Annotated in this window: 17 protein-coding genes and 1 pseudogene; 9 read left to right on the top strand and 9 right to left on the bottom strand. The window is 59.4% G+C overall.

The genetic code is table 11. The features are described from left to right. Positions 1-9: 9 nt before the first annotated feature. From RYC18_RS26200 to rpiB, 3 genes are all read right to left on the bottom strand, one after another. A complete protein-coding gene (locus tag RYC18_RS26200; protein WP_316887035.1) occupies positions 10-2,385 on the bottom strand; it encodes a glucose/quinate/shikimate family membrane-bound PQQ-dependent dehydrogenase in 2,376 nt (791 codons plus the stop codon). Positions 2,386-2,454: 69 nt separating this feature from the next. After that, on the bottom strand, positions 2,455-3,435 hold the full coding sequence (locus RYC18_RS26195; RefSeq protein WP_004662175.1) for a sugar-binding transcriptional regulator: 981 nt from the start codon (positions 3,433-3,435) through the stop codon (positions 2,455-2,457). A 67-nt stretch (positions 3,436-3,502) separates the two neighbouring features. Continuing rightward, entirely contained in the window at positions 3,503-3,964 is a 462-nt protein-coding gene (gene rpiB / locus RYC18_RS26190) for a ribose 5-phosphate isomerase B (protein WP_004667607.1), read from the bottom strand. Positions 3,965-4,245: 281 nt separating this feature from the next. Here rpiB and RYC18_RS26185 point away from each other — a divergent pair, with 281 nt between their 5' ends. The 9 genes and pseudogenes from RYC18_RS26185 to RYC18_RS26145 form a co-directional block, all read left to right on the top strand. Beyond that, positions 4,246-5,733 (top strand): sugar ABC transporter ATP-binding protein, encoded by a 1,488-nt coding sequence (locus RYC18_RS26185; protein ID WP_117139535.1) that lies wholly within the window; start codon positions 4,246-4,248, stop codon positions 5,731-5,733. Then, positions 5,730-6,707 (top strand): ABC transporter permease, encoded by a 978-nt coding sequence (locus RYC18_RS26180; protein WP_005743693.1) that lies wholly within the window; start codon positions 5,730-5,732, stop codon positions 6,705-6,707. The genes RYC18_RS26185 and RYC18_RS26180 overlap by 4 nt, the downstream gene beginning before the upstream one ends. Positions 6,708-6,750: 43 nt before the next feature. After that, entirely contained in the window at positions 6,751-7,761 is a 1,011-nt protein-coding gene (locus tag RYC18_RS26175) for a substrate-binding domain-containing protein (protein ID WP_005743692.1), read from the top strand. 207 nt (positions 7,762-7,968) lie between these two features. Next, entirely contained in the window at positions 7,969-8,724 is a 756-nt protein-coding gene (locus RYC18_RS26170) for an SDR family oxidoreductase (protein WP_057404724.1), read from the top strand. A 29-nt stretch (positions 8,725-8,753) separates the two neighbouring features. Continuing rightward, the gene (locus tag RYC18_RS26165) at positions 8,754-9,869 is read left to right on the top strand and encodes an erythritol/L-threitol dehydrogenase (protein WP_005777414.1); all 1,116 of its coding nucleotides are present in this window, start codon (positions 8,754-8,756) and stop codon (positions 9,867-9,869) included. Positions 9,870-9,909: 40 nt separating this feature from the next. Continuing rightward, positions 9,910-10,911 (top strand): dihydroxyacetone kinase subunit DhaK, encoded by a 1,002-nt coding sequence (locus RYC18_RS26160; protein ID WP_010202455.1) that lies wholly within the window; start codon positions 9,910-9,912, stop codon positions 10,909-10,911. A 3-nt stretch (positions 10,912-10,914) separates the two neighbouring features. Further along, positions 10,915-11,559, top strand: a complete 645-nt coding sequence (gene dhaL, locus RYC18_RS26155; protein ID WP_316887033.1) for a dihydroxyacetone kinase subunit DhaL — start codon at positions 10,915-10,917, stop codon at positions 11,557-11,559. A gap of 173 nt (positions 11,560-11,732) precedes the next feature. Continuing rightward, a complete protein-coding gene (locus RYC18_RS26150) occupies positions 11,733-11,882 on the top strand; it encodes an NAD(P)-binding domain-containing protein (protein WP_162882916.1) in 150 nt (49 codons plus the stop codon). A 57-nt stretch (positions 11,883-11,939) separates the two neighbouring features. After that, positions 11,940-12,113, top strand: a pseudogene (locus tag RYC18_RS26145) (LysR family transcriptional regulator); the annotation flags it as partial. A gap of 58 nt (positions 12,114-12,171) precedes the next feature. On the opposite strand, the gene RYC18_RS26140 reads toward RYC18_RS26145, so the two are convergent. The 6 genes from RYC18_RS26140 to RYC18_RS26115 are packed head-to-tail and all read right to left on the bottom strand — an operon-like array spanning position 12,172 to position 18,138. Next, the gene (locus RYC18_RS26140) at positions 12,172-12,912 is read right to left on the bottom strand and encodes a GntR family transcriptional regulator (protein ID WP_005732092.1); all 741 of its coding nucleotides are present in this window, start codon (positions 12,910-12,912) and stop codon (positions 12,172-12,174) included. 28 nt (positions 12,913-12,940) lie between these two features. Then, positions 12,941-13,738, bottom strand: a complete 798-nt coding sequence (locus tag RYC18_RS26135) for an HAD-IIA family hydrolase (protein WP_010202474.1) — start codon at positions 13,736-13,738, stop codon at positions 12,941-12,943. Positions 13,739-13,776: 38 nt separating this feature from the next. Further along, the gene (locus tag RYC18_RS26130) at positions 13,777-15,360 is read right to left on the bottom strand and encodes an alkaline phosphatase family protein (RefSeq protein ID WP_046832862.1); all 1,584 of its coding nucleotides are present in this window, start codon (positions 15,358-15,360) and stop codon (positions 13,777-13,779) included. Continuing rightward, the gene (locus RYC18_RS26125; RefSeq protein WP_005743679.1) at positions 15,357-15,944 is read right to left on the bottom strand and encodes a hypothetical protein; all 588 of its coding nucleotides are present in this window, start codon (positions 15,942-15,944) and stop codon (positions 15,357-15,359) included. The genes RYC18_RS26130 and RYC18_RS26125 overlap by 4 nt, the downstream gene beginning before the upstream one ends. Positions 15,945-15,958: 14 nt before the next feature. Then, on the bottom strand, positions 15,959-17,005 hold the full coding sequence (locus tag RYC18_RS26120; RefSeq protein WP_316887032.1) for a hypothetical protein: 1,047 nt from the start codon (positions 17,003-17,005) through the stop codon (positions 15,959-15,961). Continuing rightward, a complete protein-coding gene (locus RYC18_RS26115) occupies positions 17,002-18,138 on the bottom strand; it encodes a hypothetical protein (protein ID WP_005743677.1) in 1,137 nt (378 codons plus the stop codon). The genes RYC18_RS26120 and RYC18_RS26115 overlap by 4 nt, the downstream gene beginning before the upstream one ends. Positions 18,139-18,155 lie beyond the last annotated feature (17 nt).

Raw genomic sequence — 18,155 nt, 5'->3', positions numbered from 1 at the left:
GACCCGATCTCAATCAAGCCGAAACGCAATCACACTGTCACCCAGTGTCGTACCAAGCGATCCGTGGCCGCCAGCCGCGATGATCACGTACTGTTTGCCATCACTGCCGGTATAGGTCGAAGGCGTCGCTTGCCCTCCAGCCGGCAATTCATGCTCCCAGAGCACGTCTCCGTTATTCACATCGTAAGCGCGAAAGAAGTTATCCGCTGTCGCCCCATGGAATACCAGACCACCTGCGGTAATCAGCGGACCACCATGGGCGACCATGCCCATCGGAAAACCGACTGGAAAACGCTCCTGCATGAAGCTGGTCTTGAGGTTTTTGGTGGTGCCGACCCGGCGTGTCCATTCGGTTTTGCCGGTGGCCAGGTCAACCCCTGCCAGGGTTCCCCATGGTGGCGCGGTGCAGGGAATGCCAAGGCTGGAGGCGAACCTTGAGATGCGGATGGCGTAGTCACCGTTGAAGTTTTCGTTCCAGTACGGCTTGCCTTCCTGAGTGAACAAACGCTTTTGCGCGTCCTGATCGGGTCGCTTGATCAGGTTGTAGATATAAGCAAGGCGTACCGGTGCTGCAATCAGCAATTGGCGGTCAGGATCAACCGCCACCGAGCCCCAGTTGAACACACCGATATTGCCGGGATAGATCAGCGAGCCCGCCTCCGTGGCAGGTGTCCAGGGATTGCCGTCATAACGAAGTGAGTTGTAGGTAATCCGACAGGCCATCTGATCGAAAGGCGTAATGCCCCACATGGACTTCTCGGTCAACGCCGGGGGGATGAAGTTAAGCCTTGAGACCGGCTGGGTCGCCGCGAAACGCTCGCCCGCAACCCCGCCTTCGGTGCGAACGCTGACCTGGTCAACAGGCACTATCGGCTCGCCGGTCAGGCGGTTGAGCACGAAGATATTCCCGACTTTGGTCGGCAACAGCAATGCAGGCTGCCTGTTGCCGTCTTTTCCCACAGCAAGCAGCGACGGCTGTGAAGGGTTGTCGCGATCCCACAGGTCATTGTTCGACGACTGAAACTTCCAGCGCAGCGCACCTGTTTTCAAGTCCAGCGCCACCAGCGCATCGCGAAACTGCTCGGTATTGCTGGCGGGGTCACGCCGCGTGCCGGTTTCGTCGGGCGAGGCATTGCCGAAGGGAACGTACACGAGACCGTTTTCAACATCGGCGCTCAGGGTTGCCCAGGCAACAGGTGTGTCCTGCGGATAGTTCTGGTCGGCCGCTATCGGCTGGGTAGTGTCAGGGTTTTGCGGGTCGAAGTTCCACACCAGCTGGCCAGTCATGACGTTATAGGCGCGGATGACGCCGGACGGGTTGCCGTCGTCGTAGCCGTTATCCATCACCGAACTGCCAATCACGATCAACTCGCCTGCAATCAGTGGCGCAGAGGTCTGCATCAGCGCGTGTGGACGAATCTCGCCCATGTTGACGCTCAAGTCGATCACGCCACCGTTGCCGAAATCGCCGCACAATTTACCGGTGTCTGCATCAAGCGAGACCAGCCTGGCATCTGCGGTGGCGGTGATGATGCGTTTTGCGCATTGAGCGGGCTGTGGCACCTGGCCATCAGGGCTGGATGCAGCGGAATAATAGCTGACGCCCCGACAGGTCTGATGCTGCTGCAAGTAGGAGCGTTTTTTCTCGGGCGTGTATTTCCAGGCCAGTTCCCCGGTCTGCGGGTTCAACGCGTGCACTTCGTTATGCGGGGTACATACATACACCCGGTCGTTGATCTTCAGCGGCGTCGCTTCAAAGGTGTACTCGCCCGCATCCTTGCCTGCGTCACGCAGGTCGCCGGTGTGGTACTCCCAGGCGACCGACAGCTTGCCGACATTCTTCGGGGTGATCTGATCAAGGCTGGAAAAACGCTGACCGGCAGTGGTCCCGCCATAAGCCGCCCAGTCCTTGCCTGCCGACTCGGCGCTACGGGTGGGCGTTGCATTACTGATCTGCCCTTGAAGCGGGTACGGGTCATGAAACATGAGCGCAACCACGATCACCAGCATCACCCCCAGCGTACTGCCGAGAAAGGGATGAAAACGACGGTTATCGAAGCTCGAACCTGCCTGATAAAGCGGCCGCACCACCCAGGGCAGCGCCAGCCAGAGGCCGATCAGCGCAAACAGATCACCGCGGGGGATCCATTGCCATTTGTCAAAGCCGACTTCGTAGATGATCCAGATCAGAATCCCCCACATAAGCAATGCGTACAGGGTCAGCGCCGACTTCTTTTTCAGAAAGATCAGGGTTGCCGTGGCCAGCAAGACCAGAGCAATGATCGAGTAGGCGGGAGAGCCCCCGGCAGCGACCAGTTGCGCACCCATGAACAGCAGAATAAAACTCAGTATCGCGATCACGATACCTGTCACTTTCAGAATCATCGTCCTTGTCCTTTCTTGTTATGACCTTGCTGCAAAGGTTTTCGACGCCACGCCATCCTGCGTGTCGGTTCAGTTTTTGCGCGTCGCGTCATCCAGCGCAAGGATGGTATGGGCGTTAGTGACTGTGGTCGCCAGGGTATTGATCACACCTGAGCGCAATGCACCCAGCGTGGCCGCTGCTTTGGTGTTTTCGCTGGCGATGGCCACTACATCCGGGATACGAAACAGCTCTTGCACGGTCAGGCCGATAACCCTGCCCTGAATGGCGTTGACTGCCGGCTGGCCGTGAATATCGATGAAATCATAGCCCATCATGTCGCCCACGGTACCGGACAATCTGGCCTGGGCAATCTCCTGCGGAGAAAACCAGCCCATACGCACCATGTTGCTGTTTTCGCTCATGTCACCGATGCCAATCAGCGCCATGTCTGCGCGGCGGGCACGGTCCAGTGTGGAGCGCACAGTGTCATTGCTGATCAGAATGCTGCGCAGCTCGGGGTTGGCCACCAGGGCAGGCGCGTACAGGCTTTCACTTTCGCCACCGAAGCGCAGCGCCAGACGGCGGCAGATATGATCGGGGTTCATGTATTCGCCAGCCTTGAGCGAACCGCCAATGGCGCAGACAAATGTGCAGTTGCGCGTGACCGGCAAAAACACGTTATCCGCCACTGCGCCGACATTGCGGCCCATGCCCACGGCAACGATCATTCCATCGCTCAGGGTTTTGTTCAGGTAGTTGGCAACCAGGCTGGCGACCGCCGAACGTTGGGTGTCGGGGTCGCTGTGGTCGACTGCTATCAGCGCCCTGTCCAGCTGAAAGCGCTCTACCAGCGCCAGCTCCAGCTCGTTGTTCATTGCCGGATGCTGCAGCACGCGCACTTCGACAATACCTTCATCGCGTGCGCGCTTGAGCAGTCGGCTGACTTTTGCGCGCGACAGGTCAAAGCGCTTGGCGATGGCTTCCTGAGTGACGTTCTCAAGGTAATAGAGCATCGCGACTTCAGTCATCAGATCGATGTCACTGGCCATGCGCTGGGTACTGTCACTCATGTGGACGAGCTTCCGTTTCGACGTCAAAGGCGCATTCTCCCTACTCCCGCCCTGTGCCGTCCACTCTCTATTGATGCCCGTCGCGCTCTATCGCGTTAATACGCTCGACCTTGGCGCCGGAGCGAGCCGCCTCGAACTCTGACTCCAGAAACGATTTGACGATGCTTTTCGCCAGTTCCGCACCGATCACTCGTGCACCGACGGAAAGAATTTGCGCATCGTTGCTCTTGCGTGCCCGCTCTGCCGAGTAGGTGTCGTGAGCCTGAGCTGCACGAATGCCAAGGACCTTGTTGGCGGAGATGGCCATACCTATTCCAGTACCACAGACCAGCACGCCAAGCCGCTGCTGGCCGGCATTGATCGCCGTGGCGACCGCCAGAGCGATGTCCGGATAGAGCACCGGCGCAGTGGAATGAGTGCCGAAGTCAGTCACCGGATAACCCAGTGACTCGATATGGCGCTTCAACAGTTCCTTGAGTTCATAACCCGCTTCATCACATCCGATAGCCACCGGGAAAGGTGTGTTCATGGCATCAGGCTCCGCCGTCGAGTTCTTATTGTCTGACCAAATGTTCAATCGGTGAAATTCCGATCAGTCATTTCTCGGGCATTAACGACGCACTGTCAAGCGGCTTTTTTGCATGAACACTGAGCAGAAGCTCTCATTTGCGATGAACGAAGCCAGGAATCGATGCTTTAAAACTTTTATATGAAAGAGATTGACTGATCAGAATTTCATTTGATACACATATGCTCACTGAGCAACGCATCAGTGCACCTAATAAGAATTCACAGCACGAGGACACGCCAATGGCTACGCCATTACTGCTCCAGGCTGAAAATGTCACCAAGGCTTACGCCGGTATCCCCGCCCTGCGCGATGGGCGTCTGTCATTGCGAGCCGGAAGCGTGCATGCACTGTGTGGCGGCAATGGCGCGGGCAAGTCCACCTTCCTGAGTATTCTGATGGGCATCACCCAGCGCGACGCCGGGACCATCCTGCTCAATGGCGAACCGGTGCAGTTCAGCCGTCCTGGCGACGCCCTCGCAGCCGGAATCGCAATGATTACCCAGGAACTGGAGCCGATCCCCTTCATGACCGTCGCCGAGAACATCTGGCTGGGCCGCGAACCGCGCAAGGCCGGGTGCATCGTTGACAGCAAAGAATTGAATCGGCGCACCCGCGAGCTGCTGGAAGAGCTGGAGTTCGATGTCGACGCCACCAGCCCCATGCACTTGCTGAGTGTGGCGCAGATACAACTGGTGGAGATAGCCAAGGCATTCAGTCACGACTGTGAAGTGATGATCATGGACGAGCCCACCTCGGCGATTGGCGAGCGCGAGGCGCAAACCCTGTTCAAGGCCATCCGCCGACTGGCTGCTCGAGGAGCAGGCATCATCTATGTCTCTCACCGCCTCAGCGAGCTGGCGCAGATTGCCGACGACTACAGCATCTTTCGCGATGGCGCTTTCGTCGAAAGCGGACGCATGGCTGATATCGACCGGGCACACCTGGTGCGCGGTATCGTGGGCCAGGAGTTGCAGCGCATCGACCACAAGGTGGGTCGTGAATGCGCCGCCGAGTGCTGCCTGAATGTCGAAAGCCTGAGCCGCAACGGCGAATTCGAAGACATCAGCCTGCACGTGCGTCACGGTGAAATTCTCGGCATCTACGGGCTGATGGGGTCGGGTCGCAGCGAGTTTCTCAACTGCCTGTACGGCCTGACCACGCCCGACTCGGGCAGTGTCACCCTGCAAGGCAAACCCATGCCGATCGGTCTGCCCAAGGCAACCATCCGCGCAGGCGTTTCACTGGTCACCGAAGACCGCAAGGACAGCGGCTTGGTGCTCAGTGGCAGCATCCTTTCCAACATCGCCTTGTCGGCTTATAGACAGCTGTCGAACTGGTCGCTGATCGATGCGCGCAAAGAGCACAAGCTGGCCGAAGACATGGTCAGGCGCCTGCAGATCAAGACCGCATCACTGGATCTGCCCGTTGCGTCGATGAGCGGCGGCAACCAGCAGAAAGTGGTTCTCGCCAAATGCCTTTCGACCGAGCCGGTCTGCCTGCTCTGCGACGAGCCGACCCGAGGCATTGACGAGGGCGCCAAACAGGAAATCTATCACCTGCTGGATCAGTTCGTACGCGCTGGCGGGGCCGCCATCGTGGTTTCGTCGGAAGCACCGGAACTGTTGCGCCTGAGTGATCGAATCGCTGTGTTCAAGGGTGGCAGGCTGGTGACTATCAGCAGCGATGCCGATCTTTCCCAGGAAGTCCTGCTGAGTCTTGCCTCATGAATGCCAAAACCATTGTCGCTCCTGCCACCACTGCGCCACGCAGCCGCCTGCGCTTGTCCGTTGATCGCTTTGGCCTGCCGCTAGTGTTCATTCTGCTGTGCCTGGTGATGGCCTTTGCCAGCGAATATTTCATGACCTGGCGCAACTGGATGGACATTCTGCGCCAGACGTCGATCAACGGCATTCTCGCGGTCGGCATGACCTACGTCATCCTGACCAAGGGCATCGACCTTTCCGTCGGCTCTATTCTGGCGTTTGCCGGGTTGTGCAGCGCACTGGTGGCAACGCAGGGTTACGGCCTTCTGGCTGCGGTCAGCGCCGGGATGTTCGCCGGGGCCATGCTCGGCGTGGTCAACGGCTTCATGGTCGCCAACCTTTCAATCCCGCCGTTTGTGGCCACTCTGGGCATGCTCAGTATCGCCCGAGGCATGACCTTCATCCTCAATGATGGCAGCCCGGTGACAGACCTGCCCGAAGAGTATCTGGCGCTGGGCATCGGCAGGGTCGGCCCGATTGGTGTGCCCATCATCATCTTTGCCGTGGTCGCGCTGATTTTCTGGATGGTCCTGCGCTACACCACTTATGGCCGCTATGTGTACGCCGTCGGCGGCAACGAAAAGAGCGCACGCACCTCCGGTATCGGCGTACGCAAGGTGATGTTTTCGGTGTACGTGGTTTCCGGGCTGCTGGCGGGACTGGCTGGCGTGGTGTTGTCCGCCAGAACCACCTCCGCCCTGCCCCAGGCCGGCATGTCTTATGAGCTGGACGCTATCGCCGCGGTGGTCATCGGCGGCACCAGCCTGTCGGGAGGCACCGGCAGCATCGTCGGCACACTGTTCGGCGCATTGCTGATCGGGGTGATCAACAACGGCCTGAACCTGCTCGGCGTGTCCTCCTATTACCAGCAGGTCGCCAAGGGCCTGATCATCGTGTTTGCGGTGTTGATTGACGTGTGGCGCAAGAAAAAACGCTAAACCGGCATGAACGACTGACTACAACAATAACGAGGTTCTCATCATGAAGTTCGGTACATCCCTGGCCGCGGTCGCGGCGTTCTCCCTGCTTGCCAGCAGTATCTCCATGGCCGCCGATGGCAAGACCTACAAGATCGGCGCGGCGGTGTATGGCCTCAAGGGCCAGTTCATGCAGAACTGGGTGCGTGAGCTCAAGGAGCATCCGGCGGTCAAGGACGGCACCGTGAAGATCACCGTGTTCGACGGCAATTACGACGCACTGACCCAGAACAACCAGATCGAAACCATGATCACTCAGCACTACGATGCGATCATTTTCGTGCCCATCGACACCAAGGCGGGCGTCGGCACCGTGGCAAGGGCGATGGAGAACGACATTCCGGTGATCGCTTCCAACACCCGGGTTGCCGGCAACAAAGTGCCCTACGTCGGCAACGACGATGTCGAGGGCGGTCGCCTCCAGGCGCAGGCCATGGTCGACAAGCTCAAAGGCAAAGGCAACGTGGTGATCATTCAGGGTCCGATTGGCCAGTCAGCCCAGATTGATCGTGAAAAAGGCGAGCTGGAAGTCCTGAGCAAACACCCGGACATCAAGATCATTGAGAAGAAAACCGCCAACTGGTCACGTGCCGAAGCCCAGACGCTGACCGAAGACTGGCTCAACGCGCATCAGAACGGCGGTATCTCCGGGATCATCTCGCAGAACGACGACATGGCTCTCGGGGCCCTGCAAGCGGTGAAATCCCGCAACCTTAAGCCTGCAGACGTGCCGATCACCTCCATCGACGGCATGCCTGACGCCATCCAGGCGGCGAAGAAAAACGAAATCACCACCTTCCTGCAAGACGCCCAGGCGCAATCCCAGGGCGCACTGGATGTCGCCCTGCGCGCCCTGGCCGGGAAAGACTACAAGCCACAGTCGGTGATCTGGCAGCGCTACGCCAAGGACGTCAAATGGGGTGACGGCACGGACAAGAACTACATCCTGCCCTGGGTACCGGTCACCGACGCCAACGCCGATGCGCTGTATCAACAGGTCAGCGGCGGCAAGTAAGCCTAGCGTCGTAGCGCAGATTTGTGACGCGGAGCGTCACGAAAGGCATTCCCACGCGGAGCGTGAGGAACGAGAGGTGTCCCTGCCGGCACCGTTCGCTCCAGCGTGGGAGCACAGCTCTGGGCGCTCTGCGTCCCATCTTGCGTGTGCGGCAACACGCAGAACGTGACGAATCATCAATCAACCAGCGCTAAAGGAGTCATTTTCATGTCTGAATTCTGGAACAAGGCCTTCGATCTCAATGGCCGTTGCGCGGTCATCACCGGCGGGGCCGCAGGGATTGGTCTTGCCTGTGCCCGCCTGCTGGTCGAGCGAGGCGCTCGGGTCGCACTTCTGGACCGCGACCTTACAGTGGTCGACGTGGCTGCCAGCCTTGGCAGCGGGAACATCGGCATCACGGTCGATCTGCGCAGGATCGATCAGGTCAATAGCACCATCGACACCGTCTTTGAGCACTTCAAGCGCATCGACTATCTGGTCAACAGCGCTGGTGTTGCCGTGCTGGACAAGGCTGTCGATGTCAGCGAAGAGGCTTGGGACACCACTCTGGATATCAATCTGAAGGCCAGTTTCTTCGTGGCGCAGGCCTGCGCCCGGCACATGCTCACCCAAGGCAGCGGGCGCATCGTCAACCTCGCTTCGCAGGCTGCCGTAATCGGCCTGGACCGGCATGTCGCCTACTGCGCAAGCAAGGCTGCCGTGGTCGGCATGAGCAAAGTACTGGCCATGGAGTGGGCACCGCACATCAACGTCAACGCCATCTCACCCACCATCGTCGAGACCGCGCTGGGCAAAAAAGCCTGGGCGGGCGAACTCGGAGAGCGGGCCAAATCGCAGATCCCGGCAGGCCGCTTCGCTCAGCCGGAGGAGATAGCCGGGCTGGCCCTGTACCTGCTCAGCGATGCCGCCAGCATGATCACCGGCGAAAACGTGGTGATCGACGGCGGCTACAGCATCCAGTAATTCACTTTTCTGTTGCGAGGTTTATCGTCATGTCCACCGTCATTGAACGCACTGCCGAACAACTCTCTCCCGTGATTCCGTCCACCATGCAGGCGGTGGTTTGCTATGGCCCGGAAGACTACCGGCTGGAGACCGTCGATGTGCCGACGCCAGGCCCCGACGAAATCCTCACCAAGGTAGAGCTGTGCGGGATTTGCATGGGCGACATCAAGACCTACCGCGGCGCTCCGTCATTCTGGGGCGATGCCGAGCAGCCCCGTTACGTCAAACCACCGATGATTCCGGGCCATGAATTTGTCTGCCGGGTGGTCGCGCTCGGCCCAGGCGCAGAAAAGCGTGGCGTGCAGATCGGCGACCGGGTGATTTCCGAGCAGATCGTCCCGTGCTGGGGCTGCCGCTTCTGCAACCACGGGCAATACTGGATGTGTCAGAAACACGACCTGTACGGTTTTCAGAACAACGTGCAGGGCGCGATGGCCCAGTACATGATCTTCACCAAAGAAGGCATCATCCATAAAGTGCCGGATTCGATTGCCCCGGACGAAGCGATCCTGATCGAACCGCTGGCCTGCTCGTTGCACGCGGCAGAACGAGCCAATGTCGATTTCGACGACATCGTGGTGGTAGCCGGTGCGGGCACGCTGGGCCTCGGGATCATTGGCGCAGTGCGTATGCGCAACCCGAAAAAACTCATTGTGCTGGACATGAAACCCGAGCGCGCCGCCCTCGCCTTGCGCATGGGCGCTGACGAGGTGTGGAACCCGGCCGAGGTCGATGTACTGGCGAAGATCCGTGAGATAACCGGCGGCTACGGCTGCGACATCTATATAGAAGCCACAGGGCATCACAAGGCGGTCAATCAGGGCCTGGCAATGCTGCGCAAACTCGGGCGTTTTGTGGAGTTCAGCGTGTTCAACGACGAGGCCACGGTGGACTGGTCGATCATTGGCGACCGCAAGGAACTGGACGTACTCGGCTCCCATCTGGGGCCTTACATGTACCCGCGCGCCATCGACTTCATCGGCAACCGCAAGATCGACATGCGCGATGTCGTCACGCACAAATTCCCCCTGGCGGAGTTCAAGGAGGCGTTCGCGGTCATGGAGCGCGGCGACAAATCATTGAAGGTCGTTCTGCAACCTTGACCCACCCGATCCTTATAAAAAGAACACAGGAAATTGCGTTATGAACCGAGTGATAAACGATCCGGACCAGGTGGTCGAGGACATGCTGCGCGGCATTCTGGTAGCGCACCCCGAACTGTCGCAAAGTGACGGCAATCCACGGGTCATCAGCAAAACCCGGCCTTCGGAGCAAGGGCGCGTCGGTATCGTTACCGGCGGCGGCTCGGGTCATGAACCGGCCTTTCTCGGCTATGTCGGTCCAGGGCTGGTAGATGCGGTAGCGGTCGGCGAGATTTTTTCCTCGCCTACTGCCAAGAGCTTTTTCGACGCCTTTCGCGCGGCCGATCATGGTGCAGGCATCGCCTGCCTGTACGGCAACTACGCGGGCGACAATATGAACGTGAAGCTGGCGATGAAAATGGCCGCCAGCAAAGACCTGCAAGTGCGCACCGTGGTGGCCAACGACGATGTGGCCTCGGCGCCGAAAGCCGATATCGCCAAGCGTCGTGGCGTGGCCGGGGAAATTTTCATGTGGAAGGTCGGTGGCGCTGCCGCCGCACACGGTTACGATCTGGACGGCGTGATCCGTGTCGCGCAAAAGGCCGTGGATCAATGCCGATCCATCGGTATCGGCCTGACGCCCTGCACCATCGCGGCAGTCGGCAAACCCAACTTTCAGATCCCCGACGGCAAAATGGAGCTGGGCATCGGTCACCATGGCGAACCGGGTATCGAAGTCATCGACATCGAGTCTGCGGCGGCCATGGCAGAACGCATGCTCGCGCCGATTCTGGCCGACCGGGATTTCAGCGTGGACGACAGCGTAGTCGTGCTGGTTTCAGGCCTCGGAGCAACACCGGTAATGGAACTCTACGTGTTCTACGCCGAAGTCGAGCGTCTGCTCAAGGCTCGGGGCTTGAAAATCCATCGTTGCTACGTGGGCAATTACTTCACGTCGCTGGAGATGATGGGGGTAACCCTGACGCTGCTTGGCCTGGACGCCGAACTGAAAACCCTGATCGACCACCCTTGCCGTTCCATCGGCATGACCCAGGCGGAGTGAACCATGAGCGAGCAATTCTCTACCCAACATGGCACTGCCATCGTTGCCGACCTGGTGAGCGTGATCGTCGCCAACCGCGAATACCTCAGCGAAGTAGATGGCGCGATCGGTGACGGCGACCATGGCATCAATATGGCCAAGGGCTTCGCCCACTGCGGTCGTACCATCGAAGACCGCCAGTTGAGCCTCGCCGAGGCGCTGGATGAGCTGACCCTGAGCCTGATGGAAGGCATCGGCGGATCCATGGGCCCGCTGTATGGCAGCCTGTTTATCGGCATGGCCGATCAGGTACGCGGCTGCGAGGAGATCGATGCCGCGGCCTTCGCCAAACTGCTGCGTGGCGGCCTCACTTCACTGCAGGACATCACCGAAGCCGGCGTCGGCGATAAATGCCTGATGGATACGCTGATTCCGGCCGTCGAAGCCTTCGAGCAGGCCCACGCCCGGGGTGAGTCATTCAGTGCAGCGCTCTATGCAATGAAAAGCGCTGCATCACAAGGGCGCGATTCAACCCGTGATCTGGTAGCGAAGATAGGCCGAGCGAGTCGCCTGGGCGAACGATCGCTTGGCGTGCTGGATGCCGGCGCGGTGTCGTGCTGCCTGATCCTGACGCAATTGGCGGATTCAGTGCAGCCGAGGCTGGTATGAGCGGCTACATGACAGTCCAGTGTGAATAGGCACCTTCATTCATGAAGCAGTTTCATGAGCCTATCCCGATAACACCCCATTGTTGACCAAATGACAGCGCTATAAGGTGATCCGGACATCACGCAGCGAATCTGCACACGCGGATTCGCTCGCGTTTCACCGAGGAACTGTTCATGAAAGACCCGAGAAAAGTCACCGTAGTCATCGGTGCAGGCTCCATAGGGCAAGCCATAGCACGGCGTGTCAGTGCGGGCAGGCACGTCGTGCTCGCCGATTTGCGTCAGGACAACGCCGAGGCGATGAAATCGAACTGGCAGGCCTGAGCGACCTGCGCGATACGCCTGCCGGCAAGATCCGCATCAATGCGATGGCCCACTCGCTGGGAGTTCGCCAAGGATGGCGAGAGCATGAACGTGCGTGTCACCGGTCAGGTCACGTTCAACGGGGTCTATCCACTGCTGGATGCTGCACTCGATGGCTTCGGCCTGAGTTACATCCCGCATGACCTTGTCGCCGAGCATATCGAAGCCGGACGCCTGATTCAGGTGCTGGAGGCATTGCGCTACCGGTGATTCATCAAACGACCGAAACACGCAGCCCCGCAGCCATCGCTCATTGTGTTTGCACGCGCAGCCTGGCGGGCTCGCGGCTTTTCTCGGCGTAATGCCGCGCGCGACGTAAAACATGCTGGGTGGCTCTGCGCGCTTCCTCCTTGTTGAGTTCGACATGCGCTTCCAGCAACTGCTGAGCCTGTTGAGGTTGATGTTGCAAGAGGGCCTGAAGAATGCTGCCATGCTCTTCGTACGTTGCATCGACTCTGGAGGCGCTGAACTCAAGACGGCGGATAGTCCGGGTCTTCTCGGTGATCTCGTAATGCAGCCTCGCCATTTCCCGGTTACCCACCGCCTCTACCAACGCACAATGAAACCGCTCGCCCAATCTGGCCAGGATATCGGTGTCCCTCAATCGCTCGTGTTTCGGCACCAGCCAGGTGCGTGTTAGTTCATCGATCAGCGGCTCGACGCTCAGGTCCATCAAGCCCAGCCTGGCAAGCGCCTCCAGTTCAAGCACCACACGCACGTCATACAACTCTTCGAAATGTCGGGGATCAAAGGGACGTACTTGCCAGCCGCTGCGGTAATAAACCTCCACGTACCCTTCCTGCTCCAGCCGGAACAATGCCTGTCTGACCGGTGTACGACTGGCCTGAACGCGTTCTGCCACCTCACCTTCAGTAAATCGTTCGCCGGGTAATAGACGAAATTCGGAAATGTCTTCTTTGATGCGAGCGTAAATCCGCTCCGATATATTTTCCGGGCGTTCTTTCGACTTTTTGGCACATGCTGTCTGCATTGATGATTCGTCCTTGTAATCCGGTTACTTAACGTTGGTCATGACGATCTGCGGTATTGCCGGACGCCCACCAGCGCGGAAAATCTGCAATGCCGTCAATCACCGCATCCACGTTGTGCCTATGGGCATCAAAAAGTGCGAGATCATATTTCCCGGTACGCACCAGCAGGCTGCTGGCACCAACGGCTTTTGCCCCGGCGCAGTCGGTCAAAACATCATCACCCACCACCAGGGTGCGGCTGGCGCAGGTATCGAGTTTGCGCAGGGCAGCCTCGAAAAACATCGGTGACGGCTTGCCCATGACCAACGCCTGCACCTGCGCTGCGGCCTCAAGACCAACGATGAAGGCGCCGCAATCGAGACGCTCCCCATCACGATCGAACCAGAACAGGTTTTTTTGCAACGCAATAAGACGAGCGCCGCCCCGCAGCATGCGGAAGCAGCGATTCAGCGTTGCGTAATCGAATGCCTCGCCAATATCGCTGATGACCACCACGTCAGGGTTTGTATCGTCTGTAAGAATGTCGTTGAAGGCCGCTCTGATCGAGTCGGGCACCAGCAGATGGCACTTGAGTTGCGCATGCTGCTGCAAATAGCCCACACAGGCCGTTGTGGCAGTCTGAATTTCGTCGGGGACCACCTCGATTCCGGCCTGACACAGCTCTTGCGCCAGGGCCTCCGGCATCTTTGCCGTGGTGTTGGTCAGCAGTTGCAGGCGCAGCCCCTGAGCCCTGGCGAAACTCAGTGCCTCGGCTGCACCGGGTAAAGGCTGTCCCTTGAGGATGAGTGTACCGTCGATGTCCAACAGCAGGCTGTCAAAATTCATGGATAAGCTCCCTGTGGCTGAAATGATCGGGGCAGGTTTCACAATTTGGCAGTCAGCCATTGGCGAATCTCGGGCAATGTCAGTTCAGGGTTGGCAGGACGTGGCAATGGCGTGCTGCTGGCATCCAGCACCACGCCACGCAACCACGGGTCAGAGGCGCACACCGTGTGGTCGCCACCTTTACGGCTAAGGCGGACACAGTGCTCTGAACGTGCCGCAATCAGCCGGGCCCCTCTTGGAGCCTGCCAATAGCAGGAGCCCGTCCAGCCTTCGGGGAAACGCTGCTCGCCCGGGTACTCGAACATCGTCCATTCATGTTGAAAAGGCTGCGCAAGGCTTTGCCGCCAGGCTTCGGTGACTGAACGGGGGTCATGCCCCGACATCGCGAGCCGCGCCTCATTGAACAGCAGCAGACCGTTGTCTGCCGGATGAAAGACTGCCGCGCTTTTATGCATATCCGGCACGCCCGCCGAGTCATAGACCAGCCAGCCCTGACGCTCGAAAAATGCATTGGGGTATAGGTCGTGATGGACCGGGGCCATGCCGTGATCCGAATGAGCGACGCAGCGTACCTCGCCACCCGCCGCATCCATGCAGCGCTGAATCAGCTCGTCGACCCAACCCGATACTTCATCGAACAACTGTTGCCCGACCTCGCGCATGCGCTCACTGGCCCAGTCTGGCGTAAGGTATTTGAGCAAATGATGCGAAAGCAGATCGACCACCGGGTAATAACCGATGACTCGCTGTGCATCACCCGCACGGACTGCGCCGACAATGTCACTGCAAAAGCTTTCATGCATCTCCCGCATCAGTTCCAGCAACAGCCACTCCGCTGTGCCCTGCCCGCCTTCATCCAGCCGCTTGCCCAGTTGCCCGCTGCGATACAGCACGGTCAGGTCCCTGGCCACATAAGCCTTGCTTTTGTCGCTCTGCAAATCCAGCGCCTGAACCTCTTGGTAGCCGAAACTGACCACACTTATCCGGTTTTCGACACATACGGCACGCAGCGCAATTGCCTTGCAAACGTTGCCAGGCCCTTTCTCCGGCAGCGGCAAGTGCACCGTACTGCCCAGCGGTAACCAGCAGGGTGCACGGCCATCCTCAGCTGGCCAGTCGAGCATTGCACCGTCACCGCGCGAGCTGACCCTGGCAGCCATGCCCAGCCTCTCGATGCGCAGGTGCCCGCCGTTTTCGATCAACTCGGGAGGTACGGAAAAGCCCTCATACACACAGCTTTGCCCGAGCAATGCGCTGCCCAGCCTGTCCGGCTGGACAAAGGGCACCGCGCACAGGCGAAAGGTGATGCCTTGGCGAGCCCATTCGTCCCAGACCATGTCGATATCGCGCGGCCAGGCCTGAAAGGCATCCGCCACGGCCAGACAGTTACGAGCTGTCGGCGCGGGGACGAGATAGCCGGTCAAACCGTGCTCGCTGACCTGTGTGCCGCTGAAAATCGACAGCAACGATGGCGGGGTCTGACAATTGGGCGACAACGGCAACAGCGGGTAACACGGCCAGCGCGCAGAGGGCTGTTCAGGTTTTCTTGTCCGATAACGGTTGACCAGCTCCCACGACAGCCCGTCGATCAACAGCCAGATCAACGGATCAGCGCCTTTCATGAAGCTATCCGGCGCTGAACACCGAGCATTGCCCATCGGCCCACCACTGCAACACGCTGCTTCAGTTGCGCCAGCGAACCGCTGTTGGGCAGTACGTAATCCGCGTCGATCCGGCGCATCTGTAGATCAAGCGCGCTGTTTTCCACCACACTGATGTCGCCGCGCAGGCCTAGACGCAATTGCCTCAAGGATGAATCTGCCAGCACCTTGATCACCTGAAAGCCTTGCTCATACAGATACGGCCAGTCGACGGTGTCATCGCGCAGGTCGTCGTTGATGACAACCTGCGCGCGGGACTGCATCAACCGCCGTGCGAAGTTCTTGACCAGCGACTGACCGTCCAGAACCCTTAGTTCGCGCGCGATGCACTCCAGCAGGCGCTGGTTCTGACTGCCGCTTGCCAGCTCCACCCCGGCCTGTTCGTAAAACATGCCTTGCAACTCATACAGTGGCTGGGCCAGCTTGATGACCTCTACCGACAGCCCGGCCTCTTCGAAATGCTCACGCAGCAACTGAGCGGTCGTGCTCTTCCCGGAGCCGCTGGGGGCCACCAGGGCCAGACGCAATTGGGTAGCGTGGTTCATGGGATCTCCTTATCTCAGGCGCTGATGAGTTCACGCGCCACGCCGACACGACTTTGCCATTGCACGCCGAGCAGCCCCCGGACGATCTGCGCTGGCACGGTATCGGTCAGCGAAGTGGCGTCAAGCAGGCCGTGCCAGGTTGAGGTCACGAAACGGTGCGGCCACTCGAAGAGCGTGGGCGAGTGGATTTGCTCCAGAATCGCATCGTACCCCATCGCATGGATCTGCAACTTGCCCCGCGCAGCTACATTGGGCAGTACGACTGTTTGCAGCCAGCCACACCCTTCAGGGCTGGCCTTGAGTGCGGCGCGCATGGTTTCTGGCATGCACAGGCGTTTTTCGGTGTGTGCAATCGACAGGTCATCGGCCACCGCAGCCAGATCGAGTCGTTTGGCCAGTTCGGGGTGTGTACGTAGCGTGCCGACACCGACATGCGGGTAGTCCGGCCAGCCACGGGCACGAACCCGGCCGTCGATACAGTCCAGCAACAGCTTGTCACCGGAAAAGTACAGATACCCCTCGGACAGCACCAGATCCAGCATGGTAGTGGTCTTGCCAGCTCCCTTCGCACCGCCGATTGCAACGATTCCACCGTCCGGCCCGACCACCGCCGACGCATGCATGATCACACTGCCTTTGGCCTGCTCGACCAGCAGGCCGTAGTAGCGCACCAGCTCGATCAAGTGGATGAATGCATTTTCGTCGCCGTGAAAATCCACAGTGTGACGCGCCCGGTCAATCCGGTAGCCGACCTGCGTATCGGCATCCCAGGCGTAGTCCAGACCGGTCTGAGGGTCGTGGCCACGCAGAACACGCAGGGTAAAACCAGGGGCATAGGTTTCGCGAATGATGTCGGGGGTGGCGCAGAGGCCAATCCATTCCGGCTTGAAGGCGGTGCTGTCGTGCAGCCGGACCCTCAAGTCGACGGTGGTCTGGCCGTCGTCCGCGACTTCGGCAAAGTAAGGTGCGAGGAAGACTCGCAGCCGCTGCGCCAGTGCGGAGCCCGAGGTCTGATCATCCAGTTCGAATCGATAGCGTCCATTGCAAAGATAGCGGCTCATGAGTACAGGCTCTCCCGGGTGGCGATAAAGGGCGATGGCGAGTGCAGAAATGCAAAACGGTCGGCCAGCGGCCAGCATTCCTGGCGACGCTCGTCCAGAAACGCGTGCAGACGTTTCATCAGCTCGCGCAGATCGGCGTTGATTGCTTGAGGGTCTATTACGCCTCGGGACTTGAGAAAGCGCACGTCACCGCGTGTCGTGCTGGCCGAATGCGCAGCGAGTGGCGTGCAGGTCTCGAACGTGATCACGAACAGGTTGCCGCTTTGCACCGACTCGCACGGCGCACTGAATGCATAACGTCGATACTCGCCAAGTGCCTGCAATGTGCTGTCAACGCTCATGGCCATAGCCTCCAGCGTCGGTGAGCCCAGCGACAGGTTCTTCACAGTGCCCGAAAAGCTCCCCGGCGCACTGCGAAACAACTGCACGATGGGTTCATTGACCGCCAGCTTGCGTTTGCGGCTGCAATGCTCGACCCACACATAGCCCCCGTCTTCATCACGGGCGGCGGTCACCTGATGATCCCAGACCTGAAATTCGTCACCGCACTGGCTGGTGAACGGCGCCATTGCCGGGCTGAAACTGGCATCGAACCAGGCCTCGCCGAGCATCCGCGCATGGCAGTCGGGGGGCAGTTCGAAGGACTCGACATACGTCTGCTCGGTGGTGGCGTAGCGACATTCCCAATTGTTGATCGCCAAGTGGTTACGTTCGAACGCGTCGCGCAGAGCCATCAACAGGTTCTGCGGGACTGCGGGCTGGTCGATCTCAAGCGGAGGTTGTACGAAAAGCGAACGATGCACATCAATGCGATTCAGCAGGTGACTGATATATACGTGGTCCGCCTGTAACGTGATGATCGCAAGCGGGATGGCGGCTCCGGACAGGTTGTGGCAAGTTTCGTCGCCCAGATCACCGTTTTCATCATCAAGAAGCATTGCCCCATCGGCGTCCCAGCGGGCCAGAACCCGGTGGCTGCCTCGCAGGTCAGCGACCGCGGTCAGCTCGCCCAGCAACGCCGTGTCCGCAGCGATGGCATATAACGTGTGGTCATCGCTACCGAAAGGCTCCTGATGGCGAATCTTCCAGCTACCAAACACAATAGCCGTTTGCGTGGTCGTGGATTGCGACATGATTATCTCCCCGGCAA

It is taken from the genome of Pseudomonas syringae group sp. 247E2 (assembly GCF_032587795.1).
Taxonomy (GTDB): Bacteria; Pseudomonadota; Gammaproteobacteria; order Pseudomonadales; family Pseudomonadaceae; genus Aquipseudomonas; species Aquipseudomonas amygdali.
This window is presented reverse-complemented; position numbering and strand designations above follow the sequence as displayed.

What these genes read in the sequence shown, in the direction of transcription:
- RYC18_RS26200 (WP_316887035.1), bottom strand. Translation starts at nt 2,385, where the DNA reads ATGATTCTGAAAGTGACAGGTATCGTGATCGCGATACTGAGTTTTATT.
- RYC18_RS26195 (WP_004662175.1), bottom strand. Translation starts at nt 3,435, where the DNA reads ATGAGTGACAGTACCCAGCGCATGGCCAGTGACATCGATCTGATGACT.
- rpiB (WP_004667607.1), bottom strand. Translation starts at nt 3,964, where the DNA reads ATGAACACACCTTTCCCGGTGGCTATCGGATGTGATGAAGCGGGTTAT.
- RYC18_RS26185 (WP_117139535.1), top strand. Translation starts at nt 4,246, where the DNA reads ATGGCTACGCCATTACTGCTCCAGGCTGAAAATGTCACCAAGGCTTAC.
- RYC18_RS26180 (WP_005743693.1), top strand. Translation starts at nt 5,730, where the DNA reads ATGAATGCCAAAACCATTGTCGCTCCTGCCACCACTGCGCCACGCAGC.
- RYC18_RS26175 (WP_005743692.1), top strand. Translation starts at nt 6,751, where the DNA reads ATGAAGTTCGGTACATCCCTGGCCGCGGTCGCGGCGTTCTCCCTGCTT.
- RYC18_RS26170 (WP_057404724.1), top strand. Translation starts at nt 7,969, where the DNA reads ATGTCTGAATTCTGGAACAAGGCCTTCGATCTCAATGGCCGTTGCGCG.
- RYC18_RS26165 (WP_005777414.1), top strand. Translation starts at nt 8,754, where the DNA reads ATGTCCACCGTCATTGAACGCACTGCCGAACAACTCTCTCCCGTGATT.
- RYC18_RS26160 (WP_010202455.1), top strand. Translation starts at nt 9,910, where the DNA reads ATGAACCGAGTGATAAACGATCCGGACCAGGTGGTCGAGGACATGCTG.
- dhaL (WP_316887033.1), top strand. Translation starts at nt 10,915, where the DNA reads ATGAGCGAGCAATTCTCTACCCAACATGGCACTGCCATCGTTGCCGAC.
- RYC18_RS26150 (WP_162882916.1), top strand. Translation starts at nt 11,733, where the DNA reads ATGAAAGACCCGAGAAAAGTCACCGTAGTCATCGGTGCAGGCTCCATA.
- RYC18_RS26140 (WP_005732092.1), bottom strand. Translation starts at nt 12,912, where the DNA reads ATGCAGACAGCATGTGCCAAAAAGTCGAAAGAACGCCCGGAAAATATA.
- RYC18_RS26135 (WP_010202474.1), bottom strand. Translation starts at nt 13,738, where the DNA reads ATGAATTTTGACAGCCTGCTGTTGGACATCGACGGTACACTCATCCTC.
- RYC18_RS26130 (WP_046832862.1), bottom strand. Translation starts at nt 15,360, where the DNA reads ATGAAAGGCGCTGATCCGTTGATCTGGCTGTTGATCGACGGGCTGTCG.
- RYC18_RS26125 (WP_005743679.1), bottom strand. Translation starts at nt 15,944, where the DNA reads ATGAACCACGCTACCCAATTGCGTCTGGCCCTGGTGGCCCCCAGCGGC.
- RYC18_RS26120 (WP_316887032.1), bottom strand. Translation starts at nt 17,005, where the DNA reads ATGAGCCGCTATCTTTGCAATGGACGCTATCGATTCGAACTGGATGAT.
- RYC18_RS26115 (WP_005743677.1), bottom strand. Translation starts at nt 18,138, where the DNA reads ATGTCGCAATCCACGACCACGCAAACGGCTATTGTGTTTGGTAGCTGG.